Annotated in this window: 16 protein-coding genes; all 16 read right to left on the bottom strand. The window is 55.4% G+C overall.

Features of this window, described 5'->3' with window-relative positions:
- Nucleotides 1-59: 59 nt before the first annotated feature.
- Complete coding sequence (locus NTX59_08435) at nucleotides 60-2,069, bottom strand: PorV/PorQ family protein (protein MCX5785704.1); 2,010 nt, start codon at nucleotides 2,067-2,069, stop codon at nucleotides 60-62.
- The gene (locus tag NTX59_08430) at nucleotides 2,066-14,527 is read right to left on the bottom strand and encodes a right-handed parallel beta-helix repeat-containing protein (GenBank protein ID MCX5785703.1); all 12,462 of its coding nucleotides are present in this window, start codon (nucleotides 14,525-14,527) and stop codon (nucleotides 2,066-2,068) included. The genes NTX59_08435 and NTX59_08430 overlap by 4 nt, the downstream gene beginning before the upstream one ends.
- Before the next feature lie 492 nt (nucleotides 14,528-15,019).
- Nucleotides 15,020-15,199 (bottom strand): SEC-C metal-binding domain-containing protein, encoded by a 180-nt coding sequence (locus tag NTX59_08425; protein MCX5785702.1) that lies wholly within the window; start codon nucleotides 15,197-15,199, stop codon nucleotides 15,020-15,022.
- Nucleotides 15,200-15,268: 69 nt separating this feature from the next.
- Nucleotides 15,269-15,466 carry a hypothetical protein gene (locus tag NTX59_08420; GenBank protein ID MCX5785701.1) on the bottom strand — a complete coding sequence of 66 codons (198 nt, stop codon included), beginning with the start codon at nucleotides 15,464-15,466 and terminating at the stop codon, nucleotides 15,269-15,271.
- A gap of 9 nt (nucleotides 15,467-15,475) precedes the next feature.
- Nucleotides 15,476-15,820, bottom strand: coding sequence for a hypothetical protein (locus tag NTX59_08415; protein MCX5785700.1), 345 nt, complete (start codon nucleotides 15,818-15,820; stop codon nucleotides 15,476-15,478).
- On the bottom strand, nucleotides 15,804-16,022 hold the full coding sequence (locus NTX59_08410) for a hypothetical protein (GenBank protein MCX5785699.1): 219 nt from the start codon (nucleotides 16,020-16,022) through the stop codon (nucleotides 15,804-15,806). The genes NTX59_08415 and NTX59_08410 overlap by 17 nt, the downstream gene beginning before the upstream one ends.
- A 3-nt stretch (nucleotides 16,023-16,025) precedes the next feature.
- Nucleotides 16,026-16,544: a hypothetical protein gene (locus NTX59_08405; GenBank protein ID MCX5785698.1), complete on the bottom strand. Its 519-nt coding sequence runs from the start codon at nucleotides 16,542-16,544 to the stop codon at nucleotides 16,026-16,028.
- The gene (locus tag NTX59_08400; GenBank protein ID MCX5785697.1) at nucleotides 16,541-16,714 is read right to left on the bottom strand and encodes a hypothetical protein; all 174 of its coding nucleotides are present in this window, start codon (nucleotides 16,712-16,714) and stop codon (nucleotides 16,541-16,543) included. Before NTX59_08400 ends, NTX59_08405 begins: the two co-directional genes overlap by 4 nt.
- Nucleotides 16,711-16,986, bottom strand: coding sequence for a hypothetical protein (locus tag NTX59_08395; protein MCX5785696.1), 276 nt, complete (start codon nucleotides 16,984-16,986; stop codon nucleotides 16,711-16,713). The genes NTX59_08400 and NTX59_08395 overlap by 4 nt, the downstream gene beginning before the upstream one ends.
- Nucleotides 16,983-17,540, bottom strand: a complete 558-nt coding sequence (locus NTX59_08390; protein ID MCX5785695.1) for a hypothetical protein — start codon at nucleotides 17,538-17,540, stop codon at nucleotides 16,983-16,985. Before NTX59_08390 ends, NTX59_08395 begins: the two co-directional genes overlap by 4 nt.
- 27 nt (nucleotides 17,541-17,567) lie before the next feature.
- A complete protein-coding gene (locus tag NTX59_08385) occupies nucleotides 17,568-17,963 on the bottom strand; it encodes a hypothetical protein (GenBank protein ID MCX5785694.1) in 396 nt (131 codons plus the stop codon).
- 22 nt (nucleotides 17,964-17,985) lie between these two features.
- A complete protein-coding gene (locus NTX59_08380; GenBank protein ID MCX5785693.1) occupies nucleotides 17,986-18,333 on the bottom strand; it encodes a hypothetical protein in 348 nt (115 codons plus the stop codon).
- A 222-nt stretch (nucleotides 18,334-18,555) separates the two neighbouring features.
- Nucleotides 18,556-18,729: a hypothetical protein gene (locus NTX59_08375; protein MCX5785692.1), complete on the bottom strand. Its 174-nt coding sequence runs from the start codon at nucleotides 18,727-18,729 to the stop codon at nucleotides 18,556-18,558.
- A gap of 1 nt (nucleotide 18,730) precedes the next feature.
- Nucleotides 18,731-19,171, bottom strand: a complete 441-nt coding sequence (locus NTX59_08370; protein MCX5785691.1) for a regulatory protein GemA — start codon at nucleotides 19,169-19,171, stop codon at nucleotides 18,731-18,733.
- A gap of 229 nt (nucleotides 19,172-19,400) precedes the next feature.
- Complete coding sequence (locus tag NTX59_08365) at nucleotides 19,401-19,667, bottom strand: hypothetical protein (GenBank protein MCX5785690.1); 267 nt, start codon at nucleotides 19,665-19,667, stop codon at nucleotides 19,401-19,403.
- Nucleotides 19,664-20,347, bottom strand: coding sequence for an AAA family ATPase (locus NTX59_08360; GenBank protein ID MCX5785689.1), 684 nt, complete (start codon nucleotides 20,345-20,347; stop codon nucleotides 19,664-19,666). The genes NTX59_08365 and NTX59_08360 overlap by 4 nt, the downstream gene beginning before the upstream one ends.
- Nucleotide 20,348: the final 1 nt, after the last annotated feature.

The following is a 20,348-nucleotide window of genomic DNA, read 5'->3' as shown; positions in this document are numbered from 1 at the left end:
TCATTATACAAAACAATAACCGCCGGCCGGAGCCGGCGGTTTTCTCCAACGGGTTAAAATTACGGCTCCCCGACCATGAACGTTATAGTATCCAGCACATTTCCGTTCTCGTCGGTTACTTCAACTTTCCATTTGCCCGGGTATACTTTGGTCGTGCTCCACGTACGCCAGGACGCATTTTCCTCCACCGGCTGCACCGGCAGTTTAACCGTCAGGGCTTTTCTTCTTTCCGGGTTGTACCAGACGTGTTTTATAGTCCCCGGCGCGGGCGAAACTTTCACCGCGGTCCAGCAGTATAGCCGGCCGACATTCGGATCGAACTTATCCGCCGTTCCCTGCGGATAGCCCCCGCTTATGCTTTGAGCAATTTTTATATTGGTAACTTTAAGTTCAGCAGCGGGTTTCGGCTCAACAGCAGTTTTAGGTTCGGCGGCGGGCGGAGCCGGTTCAACCGCGGGCGGCGCTACGACAGGCTGCTCCGCGGGCGGCGCGGCGACAGGCTGCGCCGCGGGTTCCGGCTCGCCGGCGAGGACCGCGGTCACGCGCCGGTTTTTCTTGCGGCCTTCTTCGGTCTCGTTGGATGCGATGGGCTGCGACTTGCCCATTCCCTTGACTAATAGGCGGCCGGCGTCCAGAGCCCCCGCCTGGACAAGGTACTTTTGAACCGCCTCTGCCCGGTCTTTGGAAAGATTGATATTATATTCATCCTCGCCGTGGTCATCGGTATAACCCCGCAGGTCAAGCCGCGCCCCGGGATTGGCCGACATATACACCGCTATCTTTTTTAACTGTTCGGCGAAATCGCCTTTGAGCTCGGCCTTGTCGTAATCAAATTCTATATCCAACTGGCACGACTTGTCCGCCTGCTCCCATGGGCAGGCGGGGTTCAAGGCTTCGGGAACAACTGCTGCAACCGGCGCCGAAGGACAACCGACCGTATCCACGGCTACCGCCGCCGGTGTGCCGGGACACTTGTCTAAGTAATCCGGTACGCCGTCGGCATCGCTGTCCAGGGGGCAGCCGGCCGCGTCAACTATCGTCCCGGCGGAAGTGCCGGGGCATTTATCCAAAGAGTCCCGCACGCCATCCCCGTCCGAATCGACGGGCACGGGGAGTACGGAGGCCGCGGGGGGAGCGGGAGGAGCGGGAGGAGCGGCCTTAGGGCAACCAAACCGCGCTCCCACCCCGATCTGCATCGCGTTGCCTATTTCTCCGAATGGCCGGTAAGAGGCGTCAAAGATAAAATTGTTCCAGCTGAGCCGCATCCCGGCCGCCAGCCCGGAAGGCCCGTCCTCTCCCTGCCCTGTCGTGTACCCCGCCCCGATAGAGATCGGTCCCGCGAGCTTGAACAAAGCCCCTCCGTGCAACCGCGTCCCCTGCCCGTTTGAAACGCTCATGTCGGAAGCCAGCGTTAACCGCTTCACAACCTCATAAGTGGCGCCCGCGCGCAGCGTGGCAGGCAGCTTAAACGCCGTTGAACCGACCTTGAGAGAGGAACCGAGGTTCGTAACCGCGGCGCCAACAGACCATTTCCCCATATCGCGCTGTACCCCCGCGTCCAAAGCCACAGCCGAACCCGCGCTGTCGTCAATGTTCTGCCGGATAAATTTAAAACCCAGGCCGCCGCGGAACGGACCAAACATGCCTCCCCAGGCCGCGCCGGCCGCAAAATCTCCGGCCGAAAAATCGCCGGTCCGGGTCCCCGTATTATCCACCCGCATCAGATCGCCCTGACTCAGCATCTGGAGAGACAGGCCAAGACCGCCCTCAAACACGCCGCGGCGGATGGGCAGCACAAGCCCCGCAAAATCGTAACTGACCGTTCCCGGCAAGCCGTAATGCGCCGCGTACGCGTCCATGCACTGGGAGTCCGCGAGGCCGGCCGGGTTCCAGTATAAGGCCGTTGCGCCCCGCTGGCAAGCTCCGGACGCGTCCGACATGATCGCGGGCTGGCCCACTCCGAAACGGAGGAACTCGGCCGCGGTAGTTCCCGCGCCCGCGGCCAGCGCCGGCTGCGCCCCTATCAGGCCCGCCAGAACAATGCCTGGAGCCGCCATTATTATTTTCATCGCACCACCGCCAGCCGGCCCGTAGCTTTTTTGCATTGCGGGCTTGAGACCACATAGTAATACACCCCTGTAGCCACCCGCGCTCCGTCAGTGTTTTTCCCGTCCCACTTCTTTTGATTCCCTTCAGCCGATACTTTGTCCAGTTTGCGGACCAGATCGCCGCTGAGCGTGAAGATGCGGATAGTCGCTTCCGCGGTCAGGTTGGTAAAGGTTATCACGGTCGCGTCATAGGCCCCCCCGCTTCCGGGCCTCCAAGGATTCGGATAGGCCAGCGCCCTTGAAAGGTCGGTAGCCGCTGTCGTCCCCAGGGCCGTATAAATAGAGAGGTGCCACACCTGCGCGCTCACGCGGTGATTAACCCGGTCCAGCACCGAACCAGGAACCTCTTCCCAAAGCTGAGTGGTTTCATTAAGAGTATAGAGCTTAAGGGAAGCGATAAGGACAGGCGGAGAGGTTCCGTCCACATTCCCGTCATTGTCCGCGTCCGTATAGGAAACGTAAACCGTTACGGACGACCCTAAAAGACCGGTGAATCTTTCCTCATTGATGGTGACCAGGTACTCCCGTATCATTGTGGTCGTTCCGCCAAGTCCCGCCGGCATACTCGCGCCCGCGGCTATGATCAAGCCAGGCGTCTCGTCCGTCAGCGGTTTCTGAACGGGGTCCAGCGACACAAGCCAGCGCATGTCGGTGCCTGACGCTCCGGCCGGAATGTCGATCAGGGGATCATTCGTAGCCGGATCACTGATGGTGCCAGAGGAGACCCCCCCCGCGGCAAGATCGAAAGATATGGGTATGGCGACCGTAACCGTACTGGAGAGCGCCCAGCCGGTAATATTCTCCGCTTTCAGGTAGCGGCTGTACGCGGCAGCGGTTGTAAGTTCCGTTTCCAGGAAAGAGGTAGCCGAGCCCGGGAGCGTGGCGATGAGCCAGCCGGTAGAGGTGTACAAAGTGTAAACGGAAGGCGCGCCGGCTGGTGCGGGGGCGGCGGTCCAGTGCCAGTTCACCGTAGCGCTTGAGAGGGCGAAAGCATGCAGCTCAGGCGCCCCGGGCGCGGCGGGCGTCTCGAAATTCCATACCGCCGATTCCGGCGATACCAGTTCCAGCGGCGCGTCCGCTGAATCATATGAGTATGCGTGTACCGACCAATAGTACACCGTGTGCGGGATCAACTCCGCATCGAGCGTGAAGTGCGACACGATCAGAGCCGACGTCGTATGTACGATGCTGAAATCGCTGGTCGTGCTGTAGCGCACCTCATAATAAACCGCGTCGTTGGGGTAGGAACTGCTGATATCCGTCCAGTCAAACAACGGCGTCTTGGTAGTCAGCATCCCGCCATTGAGCGGAGTTAAGAGAACCGGCTTGAGCAGCCCGGTCTTAGAGGCCTCGGCGGTGCCGCCGTATGAGCCGAGATTGGCGCGCAAACCGTTAGGGACCGGCTCATCCGAGTACGGCTCCGCCGGGTCCGCCTTGTCTATGGCGGGCGAATGATCCCCGTCAATTATCCACGAGCCGTTCGAGTAGCGCCCGGTATGGGACTCGGGGTGGAAATCTTCAGCGCCGGCCGAGCGGTTATACCAGAGCGGGTCCACAAAAATAGAATTGGCGTCATAACCCGCGGCCCAGCTCTGGGCCAGGGGATAGCTTTGACCGCCCAGGACGGCGGCGTTAGACCCGGCCGGCGCGAACCAGTCGTTATAATCCGAATATATACCGCTGTCCGAATCCATCCAAAGAGAGGCCGAAGAACCGGAAACGCTCCAGGAGGCCAGGAATATATTGTTTTTAACCGTCACAGTGGAATTGACCAGTTGGAGCAGATAGGCGTCGGTCAGGCCCGTGCCGGTGGAGTTGACATCATTGAACCTGAAATCAGTATCCGGGACCCCTTCAAAATAGGCCATGACGATACTGCCGCCGGCAGCCAGGCCCGGATCGTTCAGGCGGTTATGGTTAAAGCTGAGCCCCGCTGCGGCGTTGGCATAGAGGCCGTAAGCGGTATAGCCGCTGTTGTCGCCTGAGGAGCGATAATAGATGCCGTTGTTGTAGATGGTGGCTCCGGTTGTAAGGCCGCCGATATAAATGCCGTAGGTATTATTGTCGCCGCTAAGCGCGGAAATTATGGTGTTGGAGGTAATTAAAATCCGGGTGTCGCCCTGCGGGTAGATGTAGAGGCTGTATTGGGAGCCGGCGATGGTGTTGGTTGAAAGCGTGAACTGGCCGCCGTAGCTGCCTTTGTAGACACCTGTTCCGTATTCGCCCATGGCGGAGATTACGCTCCCGCTGATCTTGTCGCCGCCGGAGCTGTAATCGAAAACGCCTGTTCCGCCCGAACCCGTGGCGGAGATGACGCTCCCGCTGACGGTGGCGCCGTCCCCGCTTTCATCGTCGATTCCGCTATACAGGGCTGAAATCGCGCTCCCGCTGACGGTGTTGCCGCCATCTCCAGAATAGTAGATCCCGGTTCCGTCCACGCCGGTGACGGTAATGGAGCTGAAGCTGATGCTGTTCCCGCCCCAGCTTTCATCGTCCACTCCGCAACCCGGAGCGGAGATGAAGCTTCCGCTGACGATGTTGCGGCCGTTGCTGTAATCTAAAACCCCCGTTCCGTATTCGCCTGTAGCGGAGATTTCGCTTCCAGTGACGGTGTTGCCGCCCGATACATCCCAATTGTTATCATAGTAGACTCCATAGTCCCGGCCGGAGATTACGCTTCCGCTGACGGTGTTGGAGCCGGCGCTGTAATCATAGGCTCCGGCCCAGCCCCGGGTGGTGACGGTGCTCCCGCTGATCATGTCGCCTTTAACACCGCTGTCAAGATACACGCCGGCCTCAGTGTTTTTGTCCCACGCGTTTATGACGCTTCCGCTGATGGTGTTGGAGCCGGCGCTGTAATCATAGACTCCGGCCCATCCCTCGACGGTGATGGTGCTCCCGCTGAGGATGTTGCCTCCACTCTCAAGATACACTCCGGTCTCCCCGGCAAACACGGAAATATTGCTATTGGTGACAAGATGATTGCCTGAGCCGGAAAGTACGATTCCATCGCCGTCAACGGCGACTATGGTGCTGGAACTGATGTCGTTTCCGTCACCTAAAATTATCGCGCCATTGCCCCGGACATTGATGATGGCGCGCACGGCGCTGTTGCCGCTGGTATCGTAGTCAAAATAAAGGCCCGCGTAGACATGCATATCTTCATCCGGCGCGGCAACCGGCTGCACGATCACGCTGTCACTGACAGTGTTACTGGTACCATAAGAGTAAAGCCCAAGGTAGCCGCCGGCCAGGGTGCTTGTGATAACGCTGTTATTGCTTGACTGCGCGTAGTCGGAGTCGTACAGCGAGCATGGGCCCTCCTCCGAGCATCCGAACGCTACCGCGGCGCTGTTACGTGAGGTAACGCGGCTGTTGCTGATAATATTGCCCCCCGTTCCCATGTCCATTATACCGTAGCCGCTCCCCCCCACATTAATATGGCTCTGTGTAACGGTGCCGCTGCCCGCCTCCCCATTTAAATAGACGCCTGCCGCCCAGATCCCCCAGTCTTCGTAGTAGGAGGCGTTGAGGGCATCCGTCTTATCATCAATGGTGACGCTTGACAGCGCCACATTGGGAGAGGAAACCATAACCCCGTAGTCCAGGTACGCGTAGCGCGGGGAAATAACCATACGGGACAGGGTAACGGAGGCTGTCAATATATTGAATGCCGCGTCGTAGTAGCCGTCGTACGGAACCACGGAGGGCATTGCGGAGCCCAGGGCGGGGTCGCCGGTGATTATAAGCCTTGAGGTATTGTTGGCGAAAGTGAAGCCGTCTACCGTCACCGACTCGTTATAGGTGCCAGTGTCGCGGATGACGATGCAGGTAGTATTGCTCAGGCTGGCTCCCGCCAAAGACGCGACCGCGTCACCGATAGAGGTGAAGGTGCTTACCCCGTCCGACGCCACATTCTGCGCCACGTTGAGGCTGCCGGCGCCGCAGCCATCCGGCATGGAGCCGCCGGACCACGGCGCCACTTGCGAGGTCCATTTCACATAACCCAGCGGATCCAGCGCGTAGTACGGGCCGCTCCTGACGCCGCTTGCGCCGGCCATATGAATGTCAGAACCCTCCTGGAGGGCCGGGTAGGCATCCACATTCACCTCAATATTCGGGCTGTCAAAGGCGATAGCGGTGAAGGTGGCCGTCACCACCTGGTCGCCCATGAAGGAGATGGCGGTGTTCATGGGACCGGCGGGCGAGGGATCTTTAAAAGTCAGGTTGGAGAAATGATATACCGCGTTGTCGCTCTGCGGCTGGGTGCCCACGTTCGCGTTATGCGGCGAGATTACCAGGCCGTCAAACGCGTTGGTAATGGTAACAGAGGAAAGAGTGATGGTTACCGGGGTTTCCTGTACATACTGCGGATTATAGTCTTTATTGTCGAGCCATATGCCCATGCCGGCGCCGCCGCCGGCTACCGAGCTCAAGGACACGGTCAGAGCATGGTTGCCGTTGGCGTCAAGGCCGATGCCGGCCTCATAATCGGACGCGGTCAGGACGCAGCGGGTGACCGCGGCGGCACGCGCGCCTTCAATGGAGACGGCATCCGAACCCCTGATATAGCTGTCGGTGATGAAGGTATCGCCTCCGCCATAGGAGATCAGGCCGGCGTCTCCCTCGGACAGGTTCACGAGGGGTTGGCTGTAGGACCAGACTCCCATGCTGTAATCCCCGTTCCCGGCGATCACAGTGCTGCCGGCCACGCTGTTGTTGCCAAAAGAGTAAACAAATCCTATCCCCGCATTTAAGATCATGCCGCCGTTATCAATGATGGTAACGCTGGAAACGATAATGTTGCCGACATCACCCCATATGCCGGCCGCCAAGATTCCATATCCAACCGGGCCGCTGGGGATGATGTTGATGTGTTGAATAGTGACGCTGCTGTCAAAAATAGCAAAAGCGGCCCATTTCGAATTAATACCGTTGATGTCGCTGTCCTTGAGATCATCCCCGCTGTCGTGGGCGGGATCTATCACTGGCGCGGAACTCACAAAGGTCGGGTCGGCCATTATCGTAAGGCGGGAGCCGGCATTGTAACCTTCGATCCAAACCGATTCGTGATAGGTCTGGGTATCGCGTATGACGATGCAGGTGTTGCCGGGCCGCATGCCGTTATAGTCATCGTAGAAAGTGTAGAGCGCGTCGTTGATGCCGGAGTAATAGCCCGTCTCGCCGGAGTCCGGAGAAACGACGCCTTGTTTTCCGGGGCTCGGCGCCGGGGGAGGCAGGTCTTCGGGAGCCCATTTGACATTGTAAACCAGGTCGCAGCCGGCAGGGTCAGGCGGCATGGGCGGTATATTGACAGTGTTCCATTGAATATAGCCGGGGGCCGGGTCCGGCACAATGTCATTTTCAAAGGCCGGTCCGCTGGAGAGGCCCACGGAATTGACCATGTAGACGGTGGAGCCGTCCAAAAGCCCGGCGCCGTTCACATTGACCGCGATATTGCCGTTGAAAATGACATCGGTGAATGTGGAAATAAAGATCTCGCCGCCCTCAAAATTTATTGCGGTAGCGCCCGGCAGCAGGTCCGTGAAAGTGAGGCCCAGTATGGGGAGCCCGGGGTTAGAATAGCCATCGTCTGCATTGGCGTTCCGGGCGATGTGGAGCCCCACGGCCGCGCCTGAAATAGTGCTGTCGTACACGACATCCGGGTAATCCACCCGGCTGGCGCCGAAGTAAGCCGCCGTTCCCGGCGCCGTGATGTAATTCCTGCCGAAGCTGTTGGCGCCTTCACCGTCATCGTTGATGCCGATATTAAGCGAATTGATTATGTTTTGCTCAATGAAATTGAACCCGCCGTCAAGGGTCACGCCCTCGCCGGTGGCGGAAATGCGGCTCGTATTTACATCCGTATATTCAGCGTCGGAATAGACTCCATATCCGTATCCGCCCATGGCGGAAATGACGCTTGCGCTGACGGTGTTATCGCCATAGCTTTCATCATAGATCCCGTATCCGTCGTACACGCCCGTGGCGGCAATGGTGCTTCCGCTTATGGTATTGCCGCCGTCACTTTCATCGTAGATCCCGTATCCTTCGTCCCCGCCCGTGGCGGTAATGGAGCTTCCGCTTATGCTGTTCTCTCCGTAGCCGTCATCATAGACCCCAAATGCCACGTATTCGCCGCCCGCGGCGGTAATGGAGCTTTCGCTGATGGTATCGCCGCCGTAGCTGTAATCCAGGACTCCGAATCCAACCATGCCAGAGGCGGAGATGACGCTTGCGCTTATGGTGTTTTGGCCGGCATCTTCGTCGGAGACGACTCCGTATCCTTCATAATGACCCGTGGCGGTAATGGTGCTTCCGCTGATGCTGTTCTCGCCGCCGCTGTACCCATAATGTAATCCGATCCCGGACCCGTATTCATATTCGTCCCCGCTCGCGGCGGAGATGACACTTGCGCTTATGGTGTTTTGGCCGGCGTCTTCTTCGTAATAAACTCCATATCCTTCTTCGTACCCCGCGGCGGCAATGGTGCTTCCGCTGATGCTGTTGCCGCCGCCGGTGGCATAATAATAGACTCCGTATCCCTCAGAACCGCTCGCGGCGGAGATAACGCTCCCGCTGATGGTATTGCCGCCGTAGTTATAATAATTGCAGCCTTTCACGTTCTTAGCGGCAAGAGCTTGCGCGCAGAGGTTGGCATTATCGTTGCCGCCCTCAAAGTAAACTCCGTAATCCCGGGCGGAGATTATACTGCCGGTGATGATATTGGAGCCCGAACTTGCATCGTGGATTCCGGACCAGCCCCGGGTGGCGATGGTACTGCCGGTAATTATATTAGAGCCCTCGCCATATAAACTTACCCCGTCGCTGTCCCCCCAAACCGAGATAGAGGCCCCGCTGACAAGGTTTCCGGCCCCTTCAAAAATCGCTCCGCCGCCTGCGACACTGATGGCGCCGCCGATTATGCTGTTGGCCGCGCCGTAGGAATAAACTCCCTGAACATAGGAGTCGGGTATCCCTTCAATAAGGCAGGAGTTCACACTGTTGCTGCTGCTGTTGTAGTCTAAATATACACCGCTTCCTTGGCCGTCGGGTATGATGACGCTCCGGCTGATATTATTGTTGGCCCCGTCGGAGTAGAAGCCGTAGCCGCCGGCCTCAATAGTGCTGTCAATAACGCTGTTGTTGGCGCTGGCGGCCTGTTCGGGCCCTGGTTGTGAAACCGTCTCGCCGCCGCCGGGGGCCGTGAAGTAAACAGCGTGGCCATAGTTCGAGTTGATGCGGCTGCGGCTGACGCGGTTGCCGCCCAGGCTGTCATCATAGACACCGTCAGAATATAGTGAGAGTTGACTGTCCTCCACAACGGTGTTTGCTGCCTCTCCGGTTAAATAGAGGGCAGCGTAGTCAATGTCCTGATAGGCGTCGCGGATGGTAACGCTGGAAAGTTTCATGTCAGGCGAGGAAATTTCCACGCCATAAAGGGTCTCCACTTCGGGGATGACGGCGAGGTTATTAAGCGTCACTGAAGCGGCCGTGATCTGGAAAACAGCGTCCAGATTCTCCGCATATCCCTCCTCACGGGCGTGAGATAAGAATTCCTCTCCGTAATGCCCGGAGACCACGGGTATAGCCGGACCCAAAGCCGGGTCGCCCATGACGGTAAGCCGGTAGCCGTTGGTGGCGACACTGTCAATTAATACGGATTCCCGGTAAACTTTGCTGTCTCTGATAACGATGCAGGTGTTCGCGCTCAGGCTGGTTAAAGACGCTACCGCGCCGCCAATTGAGGTAAAGGCGCCGCTGGCCCCGTTCTGCGCCACATTGACGCTGGCGTCGCCGCAGCCGGCCGGAATGGGCCCGCCGGACCACGGCGTGAGCGTTTCAGGCCCCCATTTAACCTGGCCCAGCAGATCAAAAGCGTAGGCCGGGCCGGTCTTCGGCCCCGAATGGTTTACCATGTAAATAGTGGACCCGTCGCTGAGGGTCGGGTAGGCGTTTACATTTACATCTATATTCGGGCTGTTGAAAGAAACGCCTGTGAAAGTAGATACGATGAACTGATACCCTATAAAATCTATAGCCGTGCTCATGAGACCGGCCGGCATGTCCCTGAATACTATGTCGGACACGGCAAACGCCCCGGGGTTAGAGGAGTAACCCTGCAAAACAAGCCCTTCCATAGAGCCGGCAATGGTGACGCTTGAAAGAACAACCGCGCTCGGGTTATCGTAGTAGAGCCAGACTCCGGCCCCGTTGGCGCCGCCGGTCACCGTGCTGGAAACCAGGCTGAAGTCTCCGGAAACATAGGCATCCAGTCCATAGCCCGCGTCAAAATTGGAAACAAGAACGCTCGTGCTTATAGATATTTTACCGCCGTAATCAATGGAGACGGCATTAGCGCCCTGTATATAACTGTCGGTTATGCTGTCTCTCCCTTCAGCGCCATAGAACCCGACGCCCTCCCCATTGGCCCCGCCCGTCACCGTGCTGGAAACCAGGCTGAAGTCTCCGGAAACATAGGCATTGAAGCCGTTGCCCGTGTCAGACTTGGAAATAAGGACGCTCCCACTTATGGCGGTGTTGGCTGTTTGACTAAAATAAACGGCGTCACCGCCCTGAATATGACTGTCGGCTATGCTGACAGCTCCCGCGGAGCCATCGACCCGAACGCCGGCCCCGCTGGCCCCTCCCGTCACTGTGCTGGAAACCAGGCTGAAGCCGCCGGGAATGCCGTAAGAATAGAAGCCGTAGCCCGCGGCGGAATTGGAAACAAGGACGCTCCCGCTTATGGCGGCTTTCTCGGCATTATAGACATAAACTGCGCCGGAGCCATGAATATAGCTGTCAGTAATGCTGAGTCTCCCTGTTCCATTATCATTGGTACGGACGCCCCAAATCGAGTCGCCGTTCCCGACCGCAACTGTGCTGCCGGTGATCGTGAGGTCGCCGTCACTCTTGTAGATTCCATACGAGCTGAACATCCCGCCGGTATCCCTTATGGAAACGCCGGAAACTATCAGGGAATCGGCTTGGCCGGCATAAATACCGTAGTCCACCTGGGCAGTGGGAATTATGTTAATGTGCGAAATAGTGACGCTGCCGGCTTCAATGTCAAAAGCGGTCCAGTTCCCACCCAGGGCGGGGTCCACTACGGGCGCGGAACTGACAAAAGTCGGGTCCGCCATGATAGTCAGGCGATAGAAGCTGCTGCGGGGGCCCAGTACGCTTGCGCCGGCGTAGGTTTCGGTATCGCGCACGATAACGCATACATTGCCGGGACGCATGCCGAAATAAGCGGCATGGAACGCATCCAGCGCCTCCTGGATGCCCGGATAATAGCCGGGGGAAGGCGCAGCCGTATCTTTCAGGACATTGTAGAGCAGGTCGCAGCCGGGCGAGGAAGGCGGCGGAACAACGGTATTCCATTGCACATAGCCGGGTTCCGGGTCCAGTACAATGTCATTTTCATGGGCCGGACCGCTTGAAATGCCCACGGAATTGACCATGCTGACGGCCGAGCCGTCCAAAAGGTTGACGGCATTGACATTGAATTGGGTATTGGCGCTGTTGAAGACAACACTGGTGAAGGTGGAAACGAAAACTTCACTCCCCTCAAAGTTAATGGCGGTTGAGTTTGCCGGCAAGGGGTCCTGGAAGGTGAGGCCAAGTATGCCGACGCCGGGGTCTGGGTTGACGGCGGGGTTCCGGGCGATGTCCAGGCCCACCAGTGCGCCCGATATTGTGTTCCAGTACATGAGGTCGGGAGAGCTCCTGTGGCTGCCCATTCTTACAGCGGTTGCGGCGGTTATACCGCTCCAGCCTATGCTGTTGTAGCCATAGCTTTCATCGTCTATGCCCACATCAGCGGCGCTCACGGTGTTGCCGATCATGGTGCTGTAACGTTCACTGCCGTTGCTTAGATAAATACCGATTGAGGCGGCGGATATATAGTTCTCATAAATAAAATCGTTCAGCCCCGTGTCTTTAACCCCTGCAAAAAGCTCGTCAACAGCCGTGATAGTGCTGCCCGAAACGATATTGCCGCCGCTGCCAAGGTAAAGGACGCCGTTGCCATTTTGCGGATAGAGAAAGCTTTCGTCAATAATATTGCCGCCATAATAATCCTGGGTAATTACTGCGTCCGCCGCCGCGCTTATTGTGCTAAGGCTCACGCTGCAGTTTTGCGCGAACCCGTCCATCAGCACGCCGAAGCCTCTGGCGTAGCGCCCGTCATATAAACTCTTTCCGCTCACATCGATGTAATTGGGCCAGCCGGTGTTTTGCGGGTATAATAAGCCCAGGCCGTCGGCTGAGATATAGCTGTCGCTGATATCGGTATCGCGCCCATTTAGCTTGACTCCGAACCAGCCCCCGGAAATATAGGATTGTGAGATGATATTTCCGGCTTGACTATAGTCCTGGATACCATAGCTGTTCGGCGCTGTAATAGTGCTCTCGCTGATATCGTCGGCAACCGCGCTGTTCCCCAGATACAAAGCGGGATAATTCCAGGATTTCGTGGTGAAGGTGCTTTGGGTAATGTTATTGCCGCCGTTGCTTTGGTCGTAAAGAGCGCTGCCCGAATAGTAATTATAGCCATCATAATTCGCTCTAACGATACTTCCGCTGATGGCATTGCCGCCCTGCCCCTCCAGATACACCCCATGGAAATAATCGGAGGTAATTGAGCAATCGGTTATGGTATTATTTCCTTCGCCTCCAACACGCAGTCCGGCAGTATTTCCCCCCCAATAACTCGCGGAAATAGTGCTTAAACTTATCTGATCGCGGCCACTGCCTTCTAAATCTATGCCGGAATAACCGCCGGAAACGAGGCATTGGCTGACCTTATTACTGCCGGCGCCTTCGTCAATAAGTCCATCCCTGTAATAAGCGGAAGTTATAGTGCTGAAAGTAATGGTGTCCCCGCCGCCGCTTACACTTTCAAAATACACGCCGTTATGGTAATAACTGTTAATAGCGCATTGAGTAATAGTATTGCCGCCGGGGCTTGCCTCGCTCAACCCGGCATCATAGTAGGAAGTGACTACACAGATATTGTCCGCGCTCGGGCCCAATGCGTTATAGCCGCCCTCCTCAAATACGACCCCTGAGCCGGAGTAGCCTGTAATATTGTTGCCTGCGAACAGGCTTGCGGAAGAGTAAACGACCAGCGCATCATCCTGCTCGGATTGTATTTGGGGGTTGTCTGTTACTAGTTGATAGATGCCGGAAACCGCCAGCGCCGTTCCATATGAGTAGATATTATTTAAACGGACGGTGACGCTGCTGCCGTCTATCTCCACGCCCTTATTATCGCCGTCGTAACTTGTGTTGTTAACGGTGCAGCCGCTTATCGTGCCGCTGGAACTGGCCGGGCCGTATTCAATGGCAAGGCGGCCGGTATTGGAGAAGTCGCTGGTCACGCTGTTGTTCAGGCCGTTGGAGTAGAGGCCGACGCCGTCAAAGGTGTAATAGTCCTTTCCGTCAAAAGTGCAGCCAGTGACGCTGTTGTTGCTTGAGCCCGCGTCAAAATACACGCCGTATGCGGAGTTGATAAGGACGCGGGTCCCGGAGATAGTGTTCCAGTCGCCGTTGGAGTATACGCCGCGCCCCGTTCCGCCGCCAGGCCCGCCCGAACCGATGGTACTGTTGGTGACCGAGTTATTGTCGCCGGCAAATGAGACTGCGTCGGAGTCAAGTGAATAGACGATGCTGTTGTTGACATTGTTCCCGCCCGCGCTCTCATCAAGTATGCCATAGCCGCCCGCTGAAATATAGGTTTGCTCCACCGTGCCATGGGCCGCGGCGCCTTTAAAATAAATTCCGGCTGATTCAATAAATCCCAGGTCCGGAAATCCCATATTCTGGTCCACATCGTGGATGGTCAAACCGGAGATATTAACATCGGGGGAGGAAACTACAATACCGTAAGGCAGCGACGAGGCGGCGATCACTCCAATATGGGTAAGCGTCACTGAGGCGACCTTGATTTCCAGCGCTGAATTTGAAAGGGCCGGAGGTTCTATCACCGGGTTGGCCCCCCCGGCAAATGCCGGGTCGGCCATGATGATAAGGCGGTGGTCATTGGCCTCGATACCGTCGATCAATACGGATTCCGCGTAAACTTTATTATCCCTGATAACAATGCAGGTGTCCTCGCTCAGGCCTGTTCCGGCCAAAGACGCTTTCAAAGACGCTACCGCGCCGCTGATAGTGGTGAAGGTGCTTACGTCAGGCACCACGCCCTGCATCACATTAAGGCTGTTTGCTGTGCCGCAGCCGGCCGGCCAGTCGGCAGACGGCGCCGCGCTGGGCGAAGGCCATTTAACATAGCCGGACGGGTCTAAAGAGTAATCCGGCCCCGAAGCGGTCCCGCTCGGACTGTCCATGGTAATAAGGGACCCGGCCTGAAGGGCGGGATAGGTAGATATTATCTGGTAATTTGAGAATAGCATTTTGGGGCGATTTTGGATAGGTTTTCATTGGGGAAATGGGGTCTAGAAGGGGGCGGCGAGAGGTTTGAGAAATTTACCGGATTCTTACCGGAAAGTATCAGGTGGTTTGAGAAATCGGGGCGGCGGGGAGGATGGTTTTAGGGGCGGTTCTCATTGGGGAAAGTGGGGGTTTGTAAGAAAGTGGTAATTTTGGGTTTGTCCTAGGGGTGTGTCCTAGGGGTCGGGCATAGGTCCTTATAGGTCCTTTTTTGAGGGTTATTAACAGGTTTTAGCATAGTTATCCACAGGTTTTTTTGGGGTCAAAAAAGGAGCCCGCCGGGTGAGGGTTCTAGGTCGCTTTGTGCGGCCTTTTTTTTGAGCCAGGAAGCGGCCTCCTGGCGCGTTATGGGGCGGGTCAGGCAACGCTTGGGGCAAAGGTATTTTCGGCCTTCAACATGAACCATGGCGCGGCCGCAGTAGGGGCATTCAACCCGTTCGTTTTTGATGGCCATATTACTCCAATTTTTTATTACCGCAGCATCTTTTAAATTTAAGATTTGAGCCACATGGACAGAGTTGATTTCTGCCGACTTTTGGAGAGGTTTTTTTATATTGAATAACCGGACTCCATAAAGGAGGAATATCTATTCCCGAGTTTTTAAATTTTGAGATTGAGTTAGCCGCAATCACCATAAGCGTAGCTAAAAAGGCTTTTTTTAAATGGGCGTCGTTATCTACTACTAATATTTTACTGAGCGCATATCAGTCCCCCAGGTCGTGCTGGTCCCGGCATTCGGCTCGGTGGTAGGTGTCGCAGTCTGGGCAGGCCGGGTTATCGCAGAAGCGGCTGGTGCAGTGCGAACAGAACTTAGTGGGTTTGCCGCATTTGGGGCAGGTTTCCGGGGCGAAAACTCTTTCCGGTTCGGGTAGCGGTATTTTTGTCTTTAAAGTTTGTGACATAGCCTTTCCTTATATGTTGGGGAATAATTTGGGATCGTCAGGGAGTGATCCGCTATTATCTTTGAGCGCGATATAGACATATTGTTCCGAAACATGCAAAAGCACTGCCAGTTCTTTTGCATTGTTGCCAGTGTTGGTTTTTACGTAGTTCTTATGGATATATTCCCGGCGCATAGCCATTAGCGGTTTCTCAGATAAATAGAGATTTATAGAGGCGAGTTTTTCCCAAAGTTTTATCAAAACCTCCAGCCCGCAATGCTCGTAAATCAAAGTTATATCGTTAGTGAAATGCTTGGCTATATCTTTTTCGTCGAGTTTTTTAATCCAACTTAAATCCTCATTTGGTTCCTGCATAATCCCCCTTCCCAGGAATAACCACAAGGTTGCGTAAAGCTACGCCACCAATTTTTCCTGTTATTAATACTACAGGTGTACCGCATAAATCCCAAGCCCAGGAACGGGTGATGCCATCCATAAATTCTTTACAACCCAGTGTCGGGAAATATCGGACTGGCGTTCCTTCTTTATATCGTTTATTCCATAGTGAGGAGGTCATAGTTTAATCCTTGTTTTCGTCTTTTAGCAGGGCTTCCACCAGTTTGTCTACGTTGGCGTCCACAGGCTTTATGAGCAGCTTATCGTCCGTGCCTTCAAGGCGGCAGGAGATGGATTTAAGCTCGGCCGCACTGAGCTGCGCCAGGGAGGCTTTTACCGGGGTAGTCTCGGTCTTAAGCAGGGTGTCAGCACTTTCAGGGAAGTTCTTCTTTATCAGCTCCACAGTTTTATCAATGTCGGTCCATTCTATGGTGCCGGTCTGCTTCTGGAAGCCGACTTTGATGCCGCTGAAGACCTGGGTGCGGGGTTTATCAAAAAGTTCTTTATTGGACTCCAGGATATTACTGAGCGCGTGTTTTTTTTCGGCGGCTGAGGCTACGCGGATTTTAAGTTCAGTGATGTATTTACGCTTCACGTCTTCCATCTCACGGCGCATGGTTTCGGCCAGCTCTACAACAGCCTGGCGTTTCTTCGCATAGTCGCTGGCGAAGACTTCGATGTCTGCAAGTTTCAGTCCGGTCATTTATTTTCTCCTTGTGCGGTCCGTTTTATTTTCCTTACAAGCTTTAAATTTTGCGGGCTGACGCTCCATTTAAGGCGGCGGAGAACCGCGTCTTTATTGGGAGCGTGGTGGAGTTCTCCGAGGAACAGGTATGTCTTTCCTTTTTTGTGGGTTATTTTCTGGAACGTCATTTATGCGCCTCGTAACATTGAATAAAATCTTCCGTTGTCATAGCGTAAAGCCCTAAAATGGGGGAGTCTATCAGGAAGTCGCCGGGCATCACGCGCTGGAGCCGGCCTCCGGGTATATCCACCATGATGCACCCGGTGAAGATACCACGGAATTCCAGGTGGACCTTTCCTTTATATAAGCTCTCCAGGTCGCCGGCATCGTTCAAGGTGCCGGTATAGTGGAGAGCTTTAACTTGGATGGGAAGATGCTGATAGGGTTTGAACGTGATCATGTTTTCTCCTTTTCGGACCAGCCTGAACCTTCGCAAAACAAACAGGGATCATCAGGAGTAAATTTTCCAATAATCAATTGCCAGGCACGGCCAGTCCCATGGCAGTTAGTGCAGAGGGAATAATCACGCTCTACCAGGTCGAGCGGGGAGAGATGTATAGCGAGCATAAACACCGGGGTGTCATGGGAGCCGCGGTAAATGGATATCTCTTCCTTCGGCTTTTTAAGCAGCTTTTTGACATATGCGTCCAGGTCACAATAATTGGGGTAGAGCGGGCTATATTCGCCGTTGAGTTGGTAGAAGAAAAATTCGGGTTTGTCATGGCCGAGCCATGACCATTCCTTATAATTCCTGCCGGAGCGGAAACGGTTTATCAGCTCGCCAGCAAGAACGGCTTCGTCGCCTCGAGTGCATAAAGCGCGGATGCCGTGGGTGGTGTCCACGGCGGATTTTATTTCTTCCATGGTGAACCATTGGCCGGCGCGGGCGGAGAATGCACGGCGCAGATATTCGCGCGCGGTTTCTTTTTGTTCTGCGGGGATGGTGTTTTGCATAATCACTCCAATGTATTACAATGTGTTTTAATGTTTATGAAAACGGCTCCCGGCGTCCATTTTAGGGGGTGAGGAGAGAGGACGCCGGGAGTTTTTAAACTGCTCTAAGCCGGCTTTTATGCCGTGCTTAGATAATAAACGGATCAGCTTGGCCGCGCCGACAAGGAACTTACCGCAGGCCGGGATGAAGGTCAGCAGGAACTTTTTGCGGTAGTGGATTCTGATCTGGCCGTTAATGTCGGTATAGAGCTGATGCAGGCAGCAACGGTGGACCAGCGCGTCCAGATTGTTTAATTCAATATTCACCATGGGCGACGTGTGAAGCTTGCCGTCTTTAAACCAGTTTGGCGGCTGATTGCAGACCGGGCAGATGGTGAGGCCGGTGCTGCTGAGTTCGTTGGTTATCTTTTTAAGAGTCTTCATCACGTCGCTCCTTGGCGCCCGGTCAGCCCTTTATCAGCTTTGCCAGGGCGGCTTCTATAAGCGCGGGCAACTCTTCGCGGAAGGCGGCGAATTTAGCGTCCACAATGCCACAGACAGCGCTCTGGAACATCCCGGCGCCGGGAGCCGCGGGGATGTTCTTTGTTTTTTTTGTATAGGCTCTTTTAGCGCCGGGGGTTTTGCGTTTGCCGCCGGTATCACTTTTCACCTTGCGGATGATGGTGTTCTTGCTGACGCCGAATCTTTCCGCCAGAGAAGCAATTTGCGCGGTGTTTTTTTCTTCTTCGGGCAGCGCGTTCCAGTGATCGCGCAGTTCCCGAAGTTCGTCTTCTGATAATTTCTTGTATGCCATGGTTTTAGTCTCCTTTATTGTTTTGGTTGTGCGGTAATATTGCTGGCCGCCGCCAAAATACGCTTTTCGAACTTCATCTTTAGGCCTGGCGAGCGTATAGCCTTTTTTCCAGTGCGTCTCAAGGCCACAGATTGCGCATATATGAATCCGGGTCTCCCTGATATCAGTGTGATCAGTGTTACGCTTGCATTCCGAGCACCAAAAATTAGAGTCCGCCATAGATCACCTTTTTACCAGGATAAGCGCGAGCTGGTGCGCGGCGGCGTCCAGGGCGTAGATGTCCACAAAAATCATCACCGTAAAGAAAATGTCATATAGGGTTATGCGGTCTTCGACGTTATCTTCCATCCGGCGGCCTAACCAGAAACAAACATTGTCCTGAATATCTTTATGCATATTAAATTTCACCTTTAACCCCCGCCTGCATGGCTTTAAGGGCGGCTACTATTTTGCGCACGTCATACCAGCGGATGTCCTCCATGGTGGAGATATCAAACCGTTGCAGGAACTTTTTAAGCGCGGCGGCGCGGTCCGCGTTGGTGCCGGCGCGTGAGACGTCCCCCCACATAGCCTCTATCATGCGGAGCTGCTTCGGGGTGGCCATGTCGCGGCGGCCGCCCAGGTGCTGGTATTTGCGGTAGGGGCGCACCCATTTGCCTTTGCTGACGGCCACGTTCTCCAGCTCGCTTGCAAACTGGCCAGCCTGCGCCTCTGTGAGCTGCTTGCTGCTGAAGACGTGGAACTGCTCCAGGGCGGCGCGGTATTGCGTGTCGGTCATTTCCAGGGCATTTTTGAGCGTGTGGATACGCTTTATCTGCGCGGGGGTTATTTCTGGCATGGCGTTATATCCTTGGCTCTTGCACAGGTAGAACATAAAGGAGTCCAGCCAGAGCATATTGTCAACATAACCCTTGCTACTTTTTTAAAAATCCTTTTACCACTTATACGACTATTTCCCCTTGCAATATAAGAGACGGTCCCAGGAGTAACCCCAAAAATTTTAGCCGTCTTCCTAATGCCATGCCGGAGAGCGATATCCTTTACAATAGAAAGAGCTTCTTGCACGGTCATTTATCCTCCCTGATAAGTTCAACCGGCAGATTGGGGCCGGGGTCTTTGACCAGGCGATAATGCGGCAGGCGGCCGCGCACCTGGGTGCGGGTGACGGACTCGCGCACGGCGTAACCGGCGCGGACCAGCGCGCGGCAGAAGTTTATAGTCTGCTGGCGCTCGGTGCCAGCCATCAGCATAAGGTCCATAGTGATAAAGCTACGCAGGGCGCGCGTGGAACGCCACAGGCGCTCTATCGGTGGAAGGGTGGGATTATTCTTCATTTCCGGCCTTCCAGATGCGCGGCGGTTATCTCTTTAAGGCTGTTGGTGCGGGCAAGGTGCTCGGCTTTATGCAGCCAGGCTATTACCTGGCGGAAGCGGGGTGTATTGCGGTGGATGAAGGCGGCGGCATCGTCGCTTATTCGCACTTCGCAGTTTTGGGCGGCTATAGTTTTAACGTCGTTTAGCGTCAAATCGGAGAATTTGATTACTTCGGCGAAACGATCAAACAGATGGCGGAAGCGGGCGAGTTTGCGATCCATCAGGGCCATGCCGATTATGCAGATAGAGGCGGGCGTCAAATCGTGCAGGTCGCGCAGGGTTTCCATAGCGCGGGGATCATGCAGCAGATAATCGGCTTCGTCCACTATCACCAGGCGCGGGTTTTTATCGAGCTGCTCCTTTGCCTGGCCGAATAGCGCTGAGGCGCGATATAGCGGCTGCTCGCCGAGTTCTTTCACCAGGTCTTCCAGGAACCAGCGCGGGCTGATAAGCGCCTTGGCGCGGAGGTAGATTGAGGCCGAGTTGTTCGCCTGGAACTGAACTGCGGCCTCGGTCTTGCCCAGGCCTGGATCGCCGAATACCAGCGCCATGCGATTGCTTTTGCGTTCCAATGTGTGGATGCGATTGAGGGCGGCAGTTAAGGCTTTGACGTTTGCGGTTGGTACATAGTTGGTTTTCATC

This window comes from Elusimicrobiota bacterium (assembly GCA_026388155.1).
In the GTDB taxonomy this organism is placed as follows: domain Bacteria; phylum Elusimicrobiota; class Elusimicrobia; order Elusimicrobiales; family UBA9959; genus UBA9634.
The sequence above is the reverse complement of the archived record's forward strand: the minus strand, read 5'-3'. Positions and strand labels throughout refer to the sequence as shown.